The sequence below is a fragment of the Actinomyces sp. HMSC075C01 genome, assembly GCF_001812965.1.
GTDB lineage: Bacteria > Actinomycetota > Actinomycetes > Actinomycetales > Actinomycetaceae > Actinomyces > Actinomyces acetigenes.
In genome coordinates, this window is the sequence record NZ_KV811010.1 from 159685 (window position 1) to 175056 (window position 15372).

The following is a 15372-nucleotide window of genomic DNA, read 5'->3' on the forward strand; positions in this document are numbered from 1 at the left end:
CCGGTCAGAGCGGCTGCTCTGACCGGGGAGGTCTGTGCTACGCGGAGGCGCGGGGCGTCAGCGGGTCACTTGATGACCTTGGTGACGCGGCCGGAGCCGACGGTACGGCCACCCTCACGGATGGCGAAGCCGAGGCCCTCCTCCATGGCGATGGGCTGGATGAGCTCGACGGTCATCTCAGTGGTGTCGCCGGGCATGACCATCTCGGTGCCCTCGGGGAGGGTGATGACACCGGTGACGTCCGTGGTACGGAAGTAGAACTGCGGACGGTAGTTCGAGTAGAAGGGGTTGTGGCGGCCGCCCTCGTCCTTGGTGAGGATGTAGACGTGGCCCTCGAACTCGGTGTGCGGGGTGATGGAGCCGGGCTTGCAGACGACCTGACCGCGCTCGACGTCCTCGCGACGGGTGCCGCGCAGGAGCAGACCGCAGTTCTCGCCGGCCCAGGCCTCGTCCATCTGCTTGTGGAACATCTCGATACCGGTGACCGTGGTCTTCTGGGCCTCGCGGATACCGAGGATCTCGACCTCGGAGTTGATCGGGAGCTTGCCGCGCTCCACACGACCGGTGACGACGGTGCCGCGACCGGTGATGGTGAAGACGTCCTCGATGGGCATGAGGAAGGGCTTGTCCATGTCACGCTCAGGGGTGGGGATGTACTCGTCCACCGCGTCCATGAGCTCCTTGATCTTGCCGGCCCACTCGGCGTCGCCCTCGAGGGCCTTGAGAGCGGAGACGCGGATGACGGGAGCCTCGTCGCCGTCGTAGTCCTGGGAGGACAGCAGCTCGCGCACCTCCATCTCAACCAGGTCGAGGAGCTCCTCGTCGTCCACCATGTCGGACTTGTTGAGGGCCACGAGGAGGGCGGGGACGCCCACCTGGCGGGCGAGCAGGACGTGCTCGCGGGTCTGAGCCATCGGGCCGTCGGTGGCGGCGACCACGAGGATCGCGCCATCCATCTGGGCGGCACCGGTGATCATATTCTTGATGTAGTCGGCGTGCCCGGGGGCGTCGACGTGCGCGTAGTGACGCTTGGCGGTCTCGTACTCGACGTGCGCGATGTTGATGGTGATACCGCGCTGACGCTCCTCAGGAGCCTTGTCGATCTCGTCGAAGGGGGTGAAGGGGTTCAGCTCGGGGTACTCGTCGTGCAGAACCTTGGAGATCGCAGCGGTCAGCGTCGTCTTACCGTGGTCGACGTGACCGATCGTTCCGATGTTGACGTGCGGCTTGGTCCGCTCGAACTTGGCCTTGGCCACTGGTGTCCTCCTGGGACTCGGGTAGTTCTCTTCGTCGGGATTCGACTAGCACACATGCTAGCCGCCCGGGCGTCGAGAGTCTCTACTGGTGGATGTTGGAAATCTTACTGAACTGGGTCCCGGTCGGCACCCGAGGGGCGCCGCCGGGCCGGGGTCCGCCACGGTTGTGTGCAGCCGGCACGGACCCCGGTGGCAGGACGTCAGGCGCCCTTGACCTTGGCGATGATCTCGTCGGCGACGTTCTTGGGAACCTCGGCGTACGAGTCGAAGGTCATGGAGTACACGGCGCGTCCCTGCGTCTTGGAGCGCAGGTCACCGACGTAGCCGAACATCTCCGACAGGGGCACGTTGGCGCGGATGACCTTGACGCCGACGGCGTCCTCCATCGAGGCGATCATGCCGCGACGGGAGTTGAGGTCACCGATGACGTCGCCCATGTACTCCTCGGGAGTACGGACCTCGACGGCCATGACGGGCTCGAGGAGGACCGGCGAGGCCTTCTTGGCGCCTTCCTTGAACGCCATGGAGCCGGCGATCTTGAAGGCCATCTCGGAGGAGTCGACCTCGTGATAGGCGCCGTCGATGAGGGTCGCCTTGATGTCCACCATCGGGTAGCCGGCCAGGACACCGGTGAGCATGGCGTCCTGGACCCCGGCGTCCACGCTGGGGATGTACTCGCGGGGCACGCGGCCACCGGTGACGGCGTTGGCGAACTCGTAGTGCGCCTTCTCGCCGTCGGCGGTCTCGGCGGCCTCGTCGGCCGCGAGGGGCTCGAAGCTCATCTGCACCTTGGCGAACTGGCCGGAGCCACCCGTCTGCTTCTTGTGGGTGTACTCGACCTTGTCCACCTTCTTGCGGATGGTCTCGCGGTAGGCGACCTGCGGGGCGCCCACGTTGGCCTCGACCTTGAACTCTCGGCGCATGCGGTCCACGAACACGTCCAGGTGGAGCTCGCCCATACCGCCGATGACGGTCTGGCCGGTCTCGTCGTCGAGGGAGACGGTGAAGGTGGGGTCCTCCTCGGAGAGCTTCTGGATGGCCACACCCAGCTTCTCCTGGTCGCCCTTGGTCTTGGGCTCGATGGCCACGTGGATGACCGGGTCCGGGAAGGTCATGGACTCCAGGACGATCGGGGAGCCCTGGGCGCACAGGGTGTCACCGGTGGTGACGTCCTTGAGGCCGATGAAGGCGTAGATGTGGCCGGCGTGGGCCTCCTCCACCGGGTTCTCCTTGTTGGAGTGCATCTGGAAGAGCTTTCCGATGCGCTCCTTCTTGCCCTTGGTGGCGTTGAGGACCATCTCGCCCTGGGAGACCTTGCCGGAGTAGACGCGCACGTAGACGAGCTTGCCGTAGAAGGGGTGGGTGGCCACCTTGAAGGCCAGGGCGGAGAAGGGAGCCTTCTCGTCGGCCGGACGGGTGAGCACCTCCTCCTCGTTGCCGACGGCGTGGCCCTCGACGTCGGGGACGTCGAGCGGGGAGGGCAGGTAGTCCAGGACGGCGTCGAGCACGGGCTGGATGCCCTTGTTCTTGAAGGCGGACCCGGCCAGGACCGGGAAGGCCTCACCGGCCACGGTGAGCTTGCGGATACCGGACTTGAGCTCGGCGATGCTGAGCTCCTCGCCCTCGAGGTACTTCTCCATGAGGGCGTCGTCGGCCTCGGCGACCGTCTCGATCAGCTGGGCGCGCAGCTCCTCGGCCTTGGCGACCAGCTCGGAGGGGATCTCCTCGTACTCGACGATCGAGCCGCGAGTCTCCTTGCCGTCGGCGTCCTTCTCGGGGAAGCGGATGGCCCGCATCTCCAGGACGTCGACGAGGCCGGAGAACTCGTTCTCGGCGCCGATCGGGAAGTTGAGGACGATCGGGGTGGCGTGGAGACGGTCGCGGATGGTCTGGACGGAGAAGTCGAAGTCGGCGCCCAGCTTGTCCATCTTGTTGATGTAGCAGATGCGCGGGACGTTGTACTTGTCCGCCTGACGCCACACCGTCTCCGACTGCGGCTCCACACCCTCCTTGCCGTCGAAGACCGCGACGGCGCCGTCGAGCACGCGCAGGGAGCGCTCGACCTCGACCGTGAAGTCCACGTGTCCGGGGGTGTCGATGATGTTGATCTGGTTGTTCTTCCAGAAGCAGGTGGTGGCCGCGGAGGTGATGGTGATACCGCGCTCCTGCTCCTGCTCCATCCAGTCCATCGTCGAGGCGCCGTCGTGCGTCTCGCCGATCTTGTAGTTGATGCCCGTGTAGAACAGGATGCGCTCTGTCACGGTGGTCTTACCGGCATCGATGTGGGCCATGATGCCGATGTTGCGGACCTTGGTGAGGTCTGTCAGCACGTCAAGTGCCACTGGTGGTGTCCTTCGTTCGTGTGGGGTACGGAGCTGATTCCGGCACTACCAGCGGTAGTGGGCGAAGGCCTTGTTGGACTCGGCCATGCGGTGCATGTCCTCGCGGCGCTTGACCGCGGCGCCCAGGCCGTTGGAGGCGTCGAGAATCTCGTTCATGAGACGCTCGGTCATGGTGTTCTCGCGGCGCTGGCGGGAGAAGTCCACGAGCCAGCGCAGCGCCAGGGTGGTGGCGCGGCCGGGGCGGACCTCGACGGGCACCTGGTAGGTGGCGCCACCGACGCGACGGGAGCGAACCTCCAGGGCGGGGCGGATGTTGTCCAGAGCGCGCTTGAGGACCGAGACCGGGTCCTGGTCCGTCTTGGAGCGCACGCCCTCCAGGGCGCCGTAGACGATCCGCTCGGCGGTGGACTTCTTGCCGTCCAGCAGGACGCGGTTGACGAGCTGGGTGACGACCGGCGAGCCGTAGACGGGGTCGACGACGAGCGGGCGCTTGGGTGCGGGACCCTTACGAGGCATTACTTCTTCTCCTTCTTGGCGCCGTACTTGGAACGTGCCTGCTGGCGGCCCTTGACACCCTGGGTGTCGAGGGCGCCGCGCACGATGTGGTAGCGGACACCGGGAAGGTCCTTCACACGACCACCGCGCACGAGCACGATGGAGTGCTCCTGGAGGTTGTGGCCCTCACCGGGGATGTAGGCCGTGACCTCGATGCCGGTGGACAGGCGCACACGGGCGACCTTACGGAGGGCGGAGTTCGGCTTCTTGGGGGTCGTGGTGTACACGCGGGTGCACACGCCACGGCGCTGCGGACTTGCCTTGAGCGCCGGCGTCTTGGACGCGGAGCGCTTCGTCGAGCGGCCCTTGCGGACCAGCTGCTGAATGGTAGGCACTACTGATTCTCCATGGGGACGTGAGTCTGTATCTGGCTGCTGCCTGCGTGCCGGGCCGCTCCCCCATTGGTGGCTCGACGGCGCACGCCACCGCGGAGAGGGCCGGCCCGCCGGGATCGGGGCGGGCCCGATGACGACGTCCGGAGCCCCGCAGTCAGGGGCCCGTCGGTTCCCGCCGCGGCAGACCCGCGTCACGATGTCGCGCCTGATTCGAGCCGGCCTGTGGCCTGAGCGAATCCGACGTCGCTGGGAACGGAATGGAGATGCGGTGACCCGTCTGCGGGCACCGCGGGCCAGGCTACCCGTTCGCCGCGCCAGGGCGCCAGGGCGGAGGGCGAGGTGAAGGCGTGGTACTGGACACGCCATCTATGAACCGTACCGCCTGTTTCTCCCGTCAACGATGGGGCGAACACCCCCTCACAGTACTCAAATCATCCCTCCTACCATCACTGAACATGAGCACGATGACACCCATCTGGTCCACCGCCCCGGTCGACGACCTCCCCCACCTCACCGTGGACGGGCGAGACACCGGACTGGCGCTGTGGAGCGCACACACCCGGCGCGAGCGCAACATCGGCCTGCTCGGCACCGACTCGATCGACGGCGCCCTGTGGATCACTCGCTGCAACTGGGTGCACTGCTTCCGCATGCGCCACACGATCGACGTCGTCTACGTGGGACGCCGAGGGAGGGTCGTCGCAGTGACGACGATGCCTCCGAACCGGATGGGAATGCCCCGGCCGCTTGCGAGGGCCGTCGTCGAAATGCGACGGGGAGACGCCTCTCGCCTGGGAATCCACAAGGGGAGCGTCCTGGCCACATCCCCTCCTGAACCGCCCCCGCCATCGAACCCCGGCTCAGAAGGACACCAGAACAACATTCTCCGCCCGATTCACTGAAAGGCTCCCTCATGTCCCTCCAACCCTGGTTACTCGGCGCCGCGGCACTCGGCTCCGTCGCACTCATCGCCGGTCCGGTCTCCGCGTGGACGCGGCGCTACGTGCGAGAGCCCTTCAACGACGCGAACACGACCGATGCCGGCGCCCACGGCGCGACGGACACCCCGAGACACCCAGCGGACGGCATGACGAGCGACCCCCGAGACAGCGCCCAGGCACCTTCACGGGCCCCCTCCACTCCTCCCCCTTCACCCGAGCACCCGACACTGAAGCACCCCGGTCTCCTCAACGCAGTACCCCAGGGACTGCTGGCCCTGCCCCTATGCCTCATCTGCGCCTGGTGGGGGAACCGAATAGGCGCCACCACCGCAACGCTCACTGCCATCCCCGTGTACGCACTGCTCGGATGCGCCGGAAGCGTCGACGCCGTGGCGCACCTCCTCCCCAACCGCCTGCTGGGCGCCACGGCCGCCTGGCTGGCCGTATGCGGCGTGGTCGCCGTCGTTCTGGATCCCGACAGGGCTCACACCGCCCTCACCGCAGCGCTCTGCGCGCTGGCGGTGGGCGGCATCAGCCTGGCCCTGGCGTACTTCCGCACCGGCCTGGGGCTGGGAGACGTCAAGCTCGGCGCGGTGATCGGCCTCTGGCTGGGATGGCTCAACCCCTGGCTGCTCGTCTTCGGACTGTGCGCCGGGGTCTTCCTGGGTGGGATCGGCGCACTGTTCCTGCTCATCACCCGCCGAGCGTCACGCAAGGACCCCATGGCCTACGGCCCCTACCTCATCGCCGGGGCCCTGCTCACCTGGCCGCTGGCGATCGTCTGACACGACGAACGCCATCACATCTTATGGGGAAAACTACACAGAGTCATACGTAATACTTCATGATACCTTCAAGTCGCGTCACCTGATCATTACCTTTCGTAACTTTTGGGCTCATCGGCCATCCCCGCTCAGGACCGCCCCGCCTCCCCCTCCACCCACCCGTACCTATCGACTCCGCCTCCTGCAGAGCCACGACACCGTAAGGCCTCTCATGCTTGTACTCACCGCCTCCCGGCCCCACCCGGACGCCACTAAGGACTGGGACATGGGTCAGGCCGTCACCGTCCTCCAGCAATTCGGTCAGGGACCGGCCCTGCTGCTGTGCCGCACCGGGGAGGAGGAGCACGCCGCCCGTATGGTTCGGGGGATCCTCAAGCGCAAGGACCTCGGCATCCTGGCTCTCAATGAGCCCGAGACGCGATTCCGCGCCCTGGCCTACTGCCTGATGCAGCTTCACCCCCGGGCCTATGGTCAGGCACAGACAGTGGTTGACGCTTTGCAGCCCGCATTACGCACGAGGGTCGCTCTCAGCTCGGTCAGCAGGCTCACCAGCCCTTCGCCCACCATCGGGCAGCACCTGCAGTCGATGCTGCCGGGCTCCTGCTTCACCCTCGACCTGGGGGAGGCGCGAAGCAGCGTCACCAAGGTCAAGGACGTGGTCTGGAACAAGCCGCCTCAGGGCAGCCTTGCGATCTGGGCAGCGGACGACGAGCAGAACCGAGTCACAGGCGGCCTGCCCTCCCTGGGGCTCCACCGAGAACCCCTGCTCCCCATGTCTCGCACCTGGCCGGCCAAGTCCTGGGCGGAAATGACCGTGCTCATCACCGACCCCGGCCCTCTTGTCTCGCAGGCGCTTGCGCCCCTCACCCGGACCTTCTGCCCCTACTGCGGTCAGCTAGCCGTCCCACAGGGATGTCTCCTGTGCGGCACGTGGCCCAACGTGCCCGCGCCGGCGCCCCGCGCTTCCGCACCCCACCCAGTCAAGGAGTCCTCATGAATCCGCGTCAACGTCGAGGTGTTCTGCTCATCCTCGTCACCGTCCTTGGAGCAGTGGTCACCTTCGTGGCCATGTTCAGCTACGTCCAGTCCATCTCCTCGCAGGTCGGCCCCATGACAACCGTCCTCAAGCTGTCCCAGCAGGTGACCGAGCTCAAGGAGGTCACTGCGGCCGACGTCGTGACCGAGCAGGTTCCCAAGCGGTGGGTTCCCGACGACGCCGTCCATGACGTCAATGAACTCAAGGGCAAGGTGGCGGCGTCCACCTACAACAAGGGGGCGGTGCTGCAGACCAGCATGCTTCAGGACCCACCACAGCTGGCGGAGGGGTATCGAGAGGTGTCGATCATGATCGACGCCGAGACCGGCGTCGCCGGCAAGGTCACCCCGGGCTCCCGAGTCGACGTCGTCTCCACGGTGGAGGACCCCAACACCAAGGGGCAGAAGGCCCAGATCATCATCCAGAACGCGCTCATCACCGAGGTCGGTGTGACCACGAAGGTGCAGGACAAGGACGAGAACGGGAACTTCTCCGAGGAGAAGGACAGCGTCCCCGTGACCTTCTCACTCACGCCTGAGCAGTCGCTCAAGCTCGCCTATGCCGAGAGCTTCTCGAAGAAGGTGCGCCTCCTTCTGCGCCGCGACGGCGACCAGGGGAGCGCCCAGACCCCCGAGTACTCCGCCAATCCCGGAGCACCTGCCCAAGGAGCGAACTGATGCAGTACCTAGTCACCGATCATGAGGAGACCCGTCAGCAGGTACTGGCGGCGATGGCCGAGGCGGAGGGGCTTGGTGAGGTCCGTACTGTCGCCTCGCCTGAGAAGCTCAGAGAGCTTCTGGAACCGGACGTCACGTCGTGCATTCTGGTCGATGAGGCGCTGGAGGGGCATATCGCCCTGCCCACCGTTCAACAGCTCTCCCGATCCCTCCCGCTCATTCCCGTTGTTCTGCTGAGCCGGACCCGCACCTCCGAAGACGTTGTGGCGGCGATGGACGCCGGAGCTCGGACCGTGCTGGGGCTGCCCTTGTCGCTCGAGGAGATCACGAACCGCCTGCTCCCGGTCCTGGCGTGGTCGCGCGCGGTGCGCAGCGAGGCCTCGAGCCGGCAGGAGATCACCGCTCGCCGTCAAGGCACGATCACCGCCGTCGTCGGCGCCAAGGGCGGCGTGGGCACCTCGACGGTCGCACTCATGGCTGCCGCCCAGCTTGCTCAGGGAGCTCGCACCTGCCTGGTGGATCTCGATGTTCGCGGTGGTGACCTCGCCGCCATGACCGGCATTTCGGTGCGCCGCTCCATCGCCGACCTGGCCGACATCGCAGCGGAGGTCAGCGCCCGAGAGATCTCCGAGATCCTGTACCCCCTGCCCGGCGGGATCGCGCTTCTGCCCGCTCCGGAGCAGGGCGAGACCGGTGAACTGTTGACGGAGTCGGCCACGCGGCAGATCCTCACCATGCTGCGTTACCAGTTCGACCACGTGGTCCTGGACTGCGGCAACCGCCTTGACGACGTTCTGGCCATGGGTCTCGACTCCGCCGACCGAGCCCTCATCGTCGCAACCCCCGATGCTCCGGCACTGCGCTCGGTGCGCAGGCTGAGCGATGCGCTCGACCGCCTCGATATCGCCCGTGGGCGCCCCTTCGGGCTGGTGGTCAACCTGACCAGCCGGCAACGCGAGATCCAGCCGGCCACCGCGGCGAAGATGACGGGGGTGGCGCTGGCCGCCAGCATTCCCGATCTGACGACTCAGATCGAGATGGCCGTCAACTCCAACACGTTGCTGACGTCGAGGGTTCCCGCCATGGCTAAGGCCGCACAGTCCATCGCCGGAGCCATCACGACCGGAACAGCGCCGAGTCCTGGCGGCGCTCCTGATCGCAGTGCGGCGGAGGGCTCGACCAAGGCCTCGCGACGAGGACGCAGGCGCCGCCGCTCGGAAAGGGGCCAGATCACGGTGGAGTTCCCCGTGGTCTTCGCCCTGGCCACTGCCGTGATTCTGATGTGCATCCAGGCACTGAGCCTCGGAGTCTCGTACATGTACGCCACGCATGCCGCCAACGAGGCGGCTCATGCCTATGGCGTCGGGAAGAGCCCCGGTCAGGTGCAGCAGGAAGTCACTAGTCGCCTGCCCAGCAGCTACGCCGCACGCACCAAGGTGACACGCTCCGGAGCGGACAGGGTGACCGTCACGCTTCCGGTCCTCTCCGTTGTCGATATGGATACCTCCGCAAGTGCCGGAATCGTCTGGGAGAAGTGATGAGAACCATGTCCACAACCGGAGCCGCCCGCCCGGCCCGTGTCATCTCAACCCCGAAGTGTCTGATCAGCCGTCTACGTCACGATGAGCGAGGCGTCCTCGATATTGAGCTCATTGGATTCGTGCCGATTCTGGTCCTGGTCACCATGTTCCTCGTTCAGGGCTTCCTCGCCGTCTCCACGGTGACCTCCGTCAGCGCAGCCGCCCGAGACGGCGCTCGCGCGGCGATGCTGGGGCGCTCCCCCGAGCAGGCCGCGCACCAGGCCCTGCCCGACTGGGTACGCCTGGAATCCGTATCGGATAGTTGCGGTCCGGGGCACTGCGTCCAGGTGACCGCTCGGGTTCCGATCGGCATCCCTTCGATTACAAGCGAACACGTCACCGTGACTCGCACGGCCTACTTCCCCGAGGACTGACATGGCACTACGAGACCGGGTTGTCCATCCCCAAGAAGGAAAACGGCAGACTGCTGGAAGCCGAGAGGATCTGGTAGCCCTTTACCGAACCCGGCTGCTGGAGGAGATCGACCTAGAAGAGGTCGCAGGCCTAGAGCTGGCCCAGCAGCGAGCCCGTCTGGAGCGGGTGCTCTCACGGCTTCTGTCCCTCGAGGGCCCTGTCATGTCGCCACGAGAGCGGGCCTGGCTCATCAAACGAGTGATCGACGACGCGGTCGGGCTGGGAGTGCTCGAACCCCTCATCGCAGATCATTCCGTCACCGAGATCATGGTCAACGGCATGGAGGATGTCTACATTGAGCGCTCCGGACGGATCGAGCGGGTCCCCACCCGTTTCACGTCCGAGGCCGAGCTGTACCAGCTCATTGACCGCATCGTCTCCTCAGTCAACCGCCGTGTGGACGAGTCCAGCCCCATGGTCGACGCGCGTCTTCCCGGCGGAGAGCGTGTCAACGTCATCATCCCGCCGCTGGCACTCGACGGGCCGACCATTACCATCCGCCGGTTCCCTCAGCCCTTCCGCCTCTCCGATCTCGTCGCTAGAAACAGCCTGCCCCAGGAAGCCGCCGATCTCCTGGGGACACTGGTAGCCGCTCGGTTCAATATTCTCGTCTCCGGCGGGACCGGATCGGGGAAAACCACCTTCCTCAACGCACTGTCGGGAATGATCTCGGATCGAGAGCGAATCATCACCATCGAGGACGCGGCCGAGCTGTCTCTCCAGCAGCCCCATGTGGTCCGCCTGGAGGCCCGCCCGGCCAATACCGAGGGAGCAGGACAGGTGACAATTCGTGATCTGGTGAGAAACTCGCTACGCATGCGCCCCGACCGCATCATTGTTGGCGAGGTCCGCGGCGGAGAGACGCTCGACATGCTCCAGGCCATGAACACCGGCCACGAGGGCTCGCTGACAACCGTGCACGCCAACACCGCGACCGACGCACTGAGCCGCTTGGAGACACTGTCCTCCATGTCTGATGTCACGCTACCGGTGGAGACCATCAGAGATCAGATCAATGGCGCCATCGATGTCATTGTCCAGCTGGAACGCGACTCCTCCGGCACGAGGCGAGTCCGCACGATCGAGGCAGTGACCTCACGACACCACGAGCACTATATGACCTCACTCATGATGCGTTACGTCCACACCGCCCAGAGAGGTCACGACAACTTCGAGTTCCATGGTGTTTCTCCGTCTATAGCAGACAGAGTCCGCCAGCACGGTCTACAGCTCCCGGCAGATCTGCTTGTGCAGGAGATGGCATCATGAGCAATGTCCTTCTCGTCTACATCAGTGGTGCGGCCACCCTCATCATGGGGAGCGCAGCCCTCATCACCATGTCTGCCAATGCGGGGCGCACGGCCGAGCTCGCACAAGGCCTCGGAGCCACGGATATCGCCCAGGGAGTGGGGGCGGGGAGCCGTACTCTCGCCTTGATTCGCCGACTGCCCTTCAGTAAACCACTGAAGCGCAAGATGTCCGGGGCCGGGCTGAGCTGGGATGTGGCCATCACCGAGCTGGTTCTCATCACAGCTATTACCGCAACCTTCTTCCTGGCGCGCCCGTTGATCGGACGAATCGCAGGAGGCATCCTGGCAGCACTCATTCCCTTGGTGTTCTTCCGATGGTTGCGTCGCCGTACAACTCAACGAGTGGAACGATTCATCGCTCAGCTCCCGGAGGTCTCCCGCATACTATCTAACGGCACATCCGCAGGAGTGTCGATCGAGCGATCCCTCGCTCTGGCGGCGCAAGAGATGTCGGATCCGGCACGAGCCGAGCTCAGCCGGGCCACATCACAGCTAGCGCTTGGATGGTCCTTGGACGGTACGCTCTCTGACCTCGCTCAGCGGATGCCCTCACGCGAGCTGAATGTCCTCGTGCGTACGATCATTATTCAGTCAACAGCGGGAGGAGCATTGGCCGGTGCACTGCATGACATCGCACTCGCACTTGAGGACCGCAAGCAGTTGCACCGCGAAGTCCGGACCGCCATCATTGGTTCAGCCTTCAGCGCCTACCTGGTCCCCATCATCGGCCTCGTGGCCATCATCCTCATGAACACGATGAAACCGGGAGTCTTAGACGACATGGCATCATCACCTATCGGTCAAATCATCCTTCTCGCGTCACTCATCTGTTTTGGAATCGGAGCCCTACTCATGAAGATCGTCTCCCGGGTGGAGGTGTAGCATGCCCGCAATAATATACTCCACTGCAGCGGCATTCGTGGTGCTCCTTGCAGCCTACGGAATCCACCTCATCAAGGATGACGGCACTAGCCAGCTTGGAATCGCCGACCATGACGACAAGAAGGTCGAACGAAGAAGCGGCTTTGTCCTGCTGATTGACACACTTGGCATCAGGACGCAGCAGTCTCTCCGCCGCCTCTATGGGCCACTCCACCTAAAAAAGCTCGATCGGCGTTTAAAAAATGCGGGCAATCCAGAAGGCCTCACCCTCGACCTATTCATCCAGAGGGAGGCGGGATTCATTTCCCTCAGCATCCTTCTTGTAGCAGTGTTCACCCTGTTAGGCCACCCTGTCTACGGACTAGCGTTTGGAACGATATTTTCAGGCTGGATGTACCTCTGGCTGTTTCAAGCGGTTCAGAAGCGACAGGCAGCGATCGACCGCGACCTACCCGACTTCCTGGACATTCTCGCCATTACAGTATGCTCAGGTATGCCATTTCGCAGTTCGTTGGAACGAGTGTGCAAACATTTCGATGGGCCTGTGGCCGAAGAAATGCGTAAAACACTTCATGAGATGCGACTCGGAGTTTCTCGTCGCGACGCCTTCACGTCCCTCAAGAAACGTTGCCGTTCCGACAATATCGACAACTTCGTCACCACGCTCCTCCAGTCCGAAGAATTAGGCACACCGATCGGCGACGCCCTTACGTCAATCGTCAAGGAGATTCGTCGCGAACGCGCCCAGCAGGTCCGTCGTGCTGCGGCCAAGGCACAGCCCAAGGTAGCACTCATCGCCACGACCACCATGGTTCCGGGCGCCATGATCCTCATGCTCGGAGGGATGGTCTTCGCCAATCGGGACACTTTCGCGAAACTATTTGGCGGATGAAATGCAAGAAATTAATTCACAAGACTCGCAACCCCCATCGAGATTCATTCACCACCACGCCCTTTTTACCGCAGTGGCTCTGATCTGCGACATACGGCTTGGCCTCATCCTGGCCTGCGAGCTAGGAATCATTGCATCAAGCACCGACAGAGGGGCTGTTGCGGTCCCCCTCCTGGGACTAAGCATCAACTGGGCGACTTTGAGGGCGTTCAACAGGCATCCTCGCCTCATTGTCAATAACTGGACTTATTTATGCGCCGATCTGGTCACGACCTGCGTCATCACCAGCGCTCTTCCTGCAACATTCCCGGGAGGTCTTGCTCTTTCTCTTGCCTATCTTATCGCATCGTCGGTACTCATCGGCCTTGTAAGTCAAGCGTTCTGGGCGTCATTGTGGTGCGTCGGTACTACCCTATCGCTCGCGCTCCTTAAGTTACATGACGCCTCAATTTCCACAGTTGTGGCCGCCACTATGGTTGCTGGAATCTTTTTCAGCGTCCTGCTCGGGAACCGATTGAACAGCCAGTTCACGGACATCAGTCGTCTTTCCGCCGAGGCCGTATTCGCCCGAGCAGAAGAACGCGCCACCGCCGAGAGACTCACGATTGCCAGAGATCTGCACGACTCGCTCGCCAAGAGCATCCATGGCATTCGCATGCTCGCCGAATCCCTGGACAGCTCTCTCGGTGCTGAGAACCACCCAGACGCTCCACTCAGTCACACGCTCCTCGAGGCCGCGGACGAAGCAAGCAGGGAAGCCCGACTCGTCCTTGACGGACTGCGTTCCGGGGGCGACGAGGACATCATTGGCGCTCTTGTCGAGGAAGCCACCAGGTGGGGGGCGCGCACAGGACTGTCGGTCACTGTCAACCGCGGCGACTCAGACACCCCCTTGCCCTGCTCGACCGAGGCGATGTGGCAGCTTCAGCGCATCCTGGGCGAGATCCTTGCCAATATTGAGAGGCACGCCCATGCCACGTCGGTCGACCTCTCAATATTCCACGACGACAGCTGCTTCCGCCTCGATGTCCGCGATAACGGCATCGGTTTTAGAGAGGATGTCAAAGACCTCTACCGAGAGGGTCATTACGGACTGGCAGGGTTGAGGGAACGTTCTGAAACACTGAACGGCGCCTTCAGTATCGATTCGCCCTCCGAACCGACTGCGGGGACCCGTGTTCGACTTCGTGTCCCCATCACATCGCTTCATTCCGCTAGCGACAAGGAGAAGATAGTATGAAGGTGATGGTCGTTGACGACAACGCCATTGTCCGTATCGGACTCCGCTCGGTACTCGACCGTATCGATGCTGTGGACGAGGTCATCGAGGCGGAGGACGCGTTCTCCGCACTCGAGGCACACCACACACACTGCCCCGACATCATCCTGCTTGACGTTTCCATGCCTCCGGGGCGCAGCGGACTTGACATCCTCCCAGAACTGAGTTCCGACGCCTCGGTCATTATGCTCACTTCGAATCGAGACCCCAGCACTATCCGCCAGGCACTCGACACGGGAGCGCGAGGCTACTTGGTTCACGGTCAGTTGGGCATCAATGAGGTGGCCGGCGCCATTGAGACCTGCCGCAACGGAGGCCTGGTGCTCGGTAAGGAAGCCGCCGATGTCGTGCTCAATCCTTCGGCTCATAACGTTTCTAGCAACCCTTTGCGTGCGCGGGTCTCGGAACGGGAGGCTGAGATCCTCGACCTGGCAGCGACCGGTATGTCCAACCAGAGGATCGCCCAGCATCTGTTCCTGTCGGAACGTACGGTCAAGAACTACCTCAACAGCTCCTACCCTAAGCTGCACGTCCACAGCCGCGCTGAGGCGGTCGCCGTCTGGTTATCGCCGCCCCTTGCTCAGTAGGCCGCAGGACGGGGCGTACGCCCCTACCCGATGGGGCATGAGGCCTCCTAACTTAGTGAATGTCAGATACATCAGGCATTCACAACGATGCCACTCAGCGATGGAGGTCATCATGAACAACAACGCACTGCTCCGCCTTCAGGTTCGTCTCCAGCAGGCCTGGATCAACCTTCGCGATGGAGAGCGCGGCCAGACAATGGTCGAGTACGCCGGAATCGCCATCGTTGCGGCAACGATTATTGGCCTTATAATCACCGCTGCAAACGGGTCTGGTATTGGAGACACCATCATCGACAAGATCAAGGAAGCCCTCGGTAAATTCTAGTAAGTCCATCATTTACCTACAGCCTCTTGGTTGTATGCGCCAGAGTTTCCTCGTCGGAGATGATCGTCTCTGATGAGGAAACTCTGCATATTCTTAGGAGTTCTTGTGTTGTCTCGTTTGCTCGGTGTTTCTGGTCGGGTAACGTCTCGTCGGTCTTTCATGGCTCTCTCGGCCCT

16 protein-coding genes are annotated in these 15372 nt (G+C 63.6%); 12 read left to right on the plus strand and 4 right to left on the minus strand.

The window, feature by feature from the left end:
- Positions 1-65: 65 nt before the first annotated feature.
- The 4 genes from tuf to rpsL form a co-directional block, all read right to left on the minus strand.
- Positions 66-1256 carry an elongation factor Tu gene (gene tuf, locus HMPREF2883_RS09470; RefSeq protein ID WP_070661478.1) on the minus strand — a complete coding sequence of 397 codons (1191 nt, stop codon included), beginning with the start codon at positions 1254-1256 and terminating at the stop codon, positions 66-68.
- Positions 1257-1456: 200 nt separating this feature from the next.
- Positions 1457-3598, minus strand: a complete 2142-nt coding sequence (gene fusA, locus HMPREF2883_RS09475) for an elongation factor G (RefSeq protein ID WP_070661481.1) — start codon at positions 3596-3598, stop codon at positions 1457-1459.
- Between the two features lie 45 nt (positions 3599-3643).
- The gene (rpsG, locus tag HMPREF2883_RS09480) at positions 3644-4114 is read right to left on the minus strand and encodes a 30S ribosomal protein S7 (protein WP_003786052.1); all 471 of its coding nucleotides are present in this window, start codon (positions 4112-4114) and stop codon (positions 3644-3646) included.
- On the minus strand, positions 4114-4488 hold the full coding sequence (gene rpsL / locus HMPREF2883_RS09485) for a 30S ribosomal protein S12 (RefSeq protein WP_003786082.1): 375 nt from the start codon (positions 4486-4488) through the stop codon (positions 4114-4116). The genes rpsG and rpsL overlap by 1 nt, the downstream gene beginning before the upstream one ends.
- 455 nt (positions 4489-4943) lie before the next feature.
- Here rpsL and HMPREF2883_RS09490 point away from each other — a divergent pair, with 455 nt between their 5' ends.
- The 12 genes from HMPREF2883_RS09490 to HMPREF2883_RS09545 all read left to right on the plus strand — a co-directional run bounded on the left by HMPREF2883_RS09490 (position 4944) and on the right by HMPREF2883_RS09545 (position 15196).
- Positions 4944-5390 (plus strand): DUF192 domain-containing protein, encoded by a 447-nt coding sequence (locus HMPREF2883_RS09490; protein ID WP_081384609.1) that lies wholly within the window; start codon positions 4944-4946, stop codon positions 5388-5390.
- Between the two features lie 11 nt (positions 5391-5401).
- Complete coding sequence (locus tag HMPREF2883_RS09495) at positions 5402-6214, plus strand: prepilin peptidase (RefSeq protein ID WP_070661487.1); 813 nt, start codon at positions 5402-5404, stop codon at positions 6212-6214.
- Between the two features lie 211 nt (positions 6215-6425).
- Positions 6426-7211 (plus strand): hypothetical protein, encoded by a 786-nt coding sequence (locus HMPREF2883_RS09500; protein WP_141759087.1) that lies wholly within the window; start codon positions 6426-6428, stop codon positions 7209-7211.
- Positions 7208-7927, plus strand: a complete 720-nt coding sequence (cpaB, locus tag HMPREF2883_RS09505) for a Flp pilus assembly protein CpaB (protein WP_070661493.1) — start codon at positions 7208-7210, stop codon at positions 7925-7927. Before HMPREF2883_RS09500 ends, cpaB begins: the two co-directional genes overlap by 4 nt.
- Positions 7927-9465, plus strand: a complete 1539-nt coding sequence (locus HMPREF2883_RS09510; protein ID WP_081384608.1) for a CpaE/TadZ family protein — start codon at positions 7927-7929, stop codon at positions 9463-9465. The genes cpaB and HMPREF2883_RS09510 overlap by 1 nt, the downstream gene beginning before the upstream one ends.
- An 8-nt stretch (positions 9466-9473) precedes the next feature.
- Positions 9474-9881 (plus strand): TadE/TadG family type IV pilus assembly protein, encoded by a 408-nt coding sequence (locus HMPREF2883_RS09515; protein WP_081381379.1) that lies wholly within the window; start codon positions 9474-9476, stop codon positions 9879-9881.
- Positions 9882-10083: 202 nt separating this feature from the next.
- Positions 10084-11190, plus strand: a complete 1107-nt coding sequence (locus HMPREF2883_RS09520; protein WP_256277411.1) for a TadA family conjugal transfer-associated ATPase — start codon at positions 10084-10086, stop codon at positions 11188-11190.
- Positions 11187-12113: a type II secretion system F family protein gene (locus HMPREF2883_RS09525; RefSeq protein WP_070661502.1), complete on the plus strand. Its 927-nt coding sequence runs from the start codon at positions 11187-11189 to the stop codon at positions 12111-12113. The genes HMPREF2883_RS09520 and HMPREF2883_RS09525 overlap by 4 nt, the downstream gene beginning before the upstream one ends.
- Position 12114: 1 nt before the next feature.
- Complete coding sequence (locus HMPREF2883_RS09530) at positions 12115-13005, plus strand: type II secretion system F family protein (RefSeq protein ID WP_070661506.1); 891 nt, start codon at positions 12115-12117, stop codon at positions 13003-13005.
- A gap of 73 nt (positions 13006-13078) precedes the next feature.
- A complete protein-coding gene (locus HMPREF2883_RS09535; protein WP_176747191.1) occupies positions 13079-14245 on the plus strand; it encodes a sensor histidine kinase in 1167 nt (388 codons plus the stop codon).
- Positions 14242-14871, plus strand: coding sequence for a response regulator transcription factor (locus HMPREF2883_RS09540; protein ID WP_070661509.1), 630 nt, complete (start codon positions 14242-14244; stop codon positions 14869-14871). Before HMPREF2883_RS09535 ends, HMPREF2883_RS09540 begins: the two co-directional genes overlap by 4 nt.
- 112 nt (positions 14872-14983) lie before the next feature.
- The gene (locus HMPREF2883_RS09545) at positions 14984-15196 is read left to right on the plus strand and encodes a hypothetical protein (protein WP_256277412.1); all 213 of its coding nucleotides are present in this window, start codon (positions 14984-14986) and stop codon (positions 15194-15196) included.
- Positions 15197-15372 lie beyond the last annotated feature (176 nt).

What these genes read in the sequence shown, in the direction of transcription:
- HMPREF2883_RS09495 (WP_070661487.1), top strand. Translation starts at nt 5,402, where the DNA reads ATGTCCCTCCAACCCTGGTTACTCGGCGCCGCGGCACTCGGCTCCGTC.
- HMPREF2883_RS09500 (WP_141759087.1), top strand. Translation starts at nt 6,426, where the DNA reads ATGCTTGTACTCACCGCCTCCCGGCCCCACCCGGACGCCACTAAGGAC.
- rpsG (WP_003786052.1), bottom strand. Translation starts at nt 4,114, where the DNA reads ATGCCTCGTAAGGGTCCCGCACCCAAGCGCCCGCTCGTCGTCGACCCC.
- HMPREF2883_RS09530 (WP_070661506.1), top strand. Translation starts at nt 12,115, where the DNA reads ATGCCCGCAATAATATACTCCACTGCAGCGGCATTCGTGGTGCTCCTT.
- HMPREF2883_RS09545 (WP_256277412.1), top strand. Translation starts at nt 14,984, where the DNA reads ATGAACAACAACGCACTGCTCCGCCTTCAGGTTCGTCTCCAGCAGGCC.
- HMPREF2883_RS09525 (WP_070661502.1), top strand. Translation starts at nt 11,187, where the DNA reads ATGAGCAATGTCCTTCTCGTCTACATCAGTGGTGCGGCCACCCTCATC.
- HMPREF2883_RS09510 (WP_081384608.1), top strand. Translation starts at nt 7,927, where the DNA reads ATGCAGTACCTAGTCACCGATCATGAGGAGACCCGTCAGCAGGTACTG.
- HMPREF2883_RS09520 (WP_256277411.1), top strand. Translation starts at nt 10,084, where the DNA reads ATGTCGCCACGAGAGCGGGCCTGGCTCATCAAACGAGTGATCGACGAC.
- HMPREF2883_RS09515 (WP_081381379.1), top strand. Translation starts at nt 9,474, where the DNA reads ATGTCCACAACCGGAGCCGCCCGCCCGGCCCGTGTCATCTCAACCCCG.
- HMPREF2883_RS09490 (WP_081384609.1), top strand. Translation starts at nt 4,944, where the DNA reads ATGAGCACGATGACACCCATCTGGTCCACCGCCCCGGTCGACGACCTC.
- HMPREF2883_RS09540 (WP_070661509.1), top strand. Translation starts at nt 14,242, where the DNA reads ATGAAGGTGATGGTCGTTGACGACAACGCCATTGTCCGTATCGGACTC.
- cpaB (WP_070661493.1), top strand. Translation starts at nt 7,208, where the DNA reads ATGAATCCGCGTCAACGTCGAGGTGTTCTGCTCATCCTCGTCACCGTC.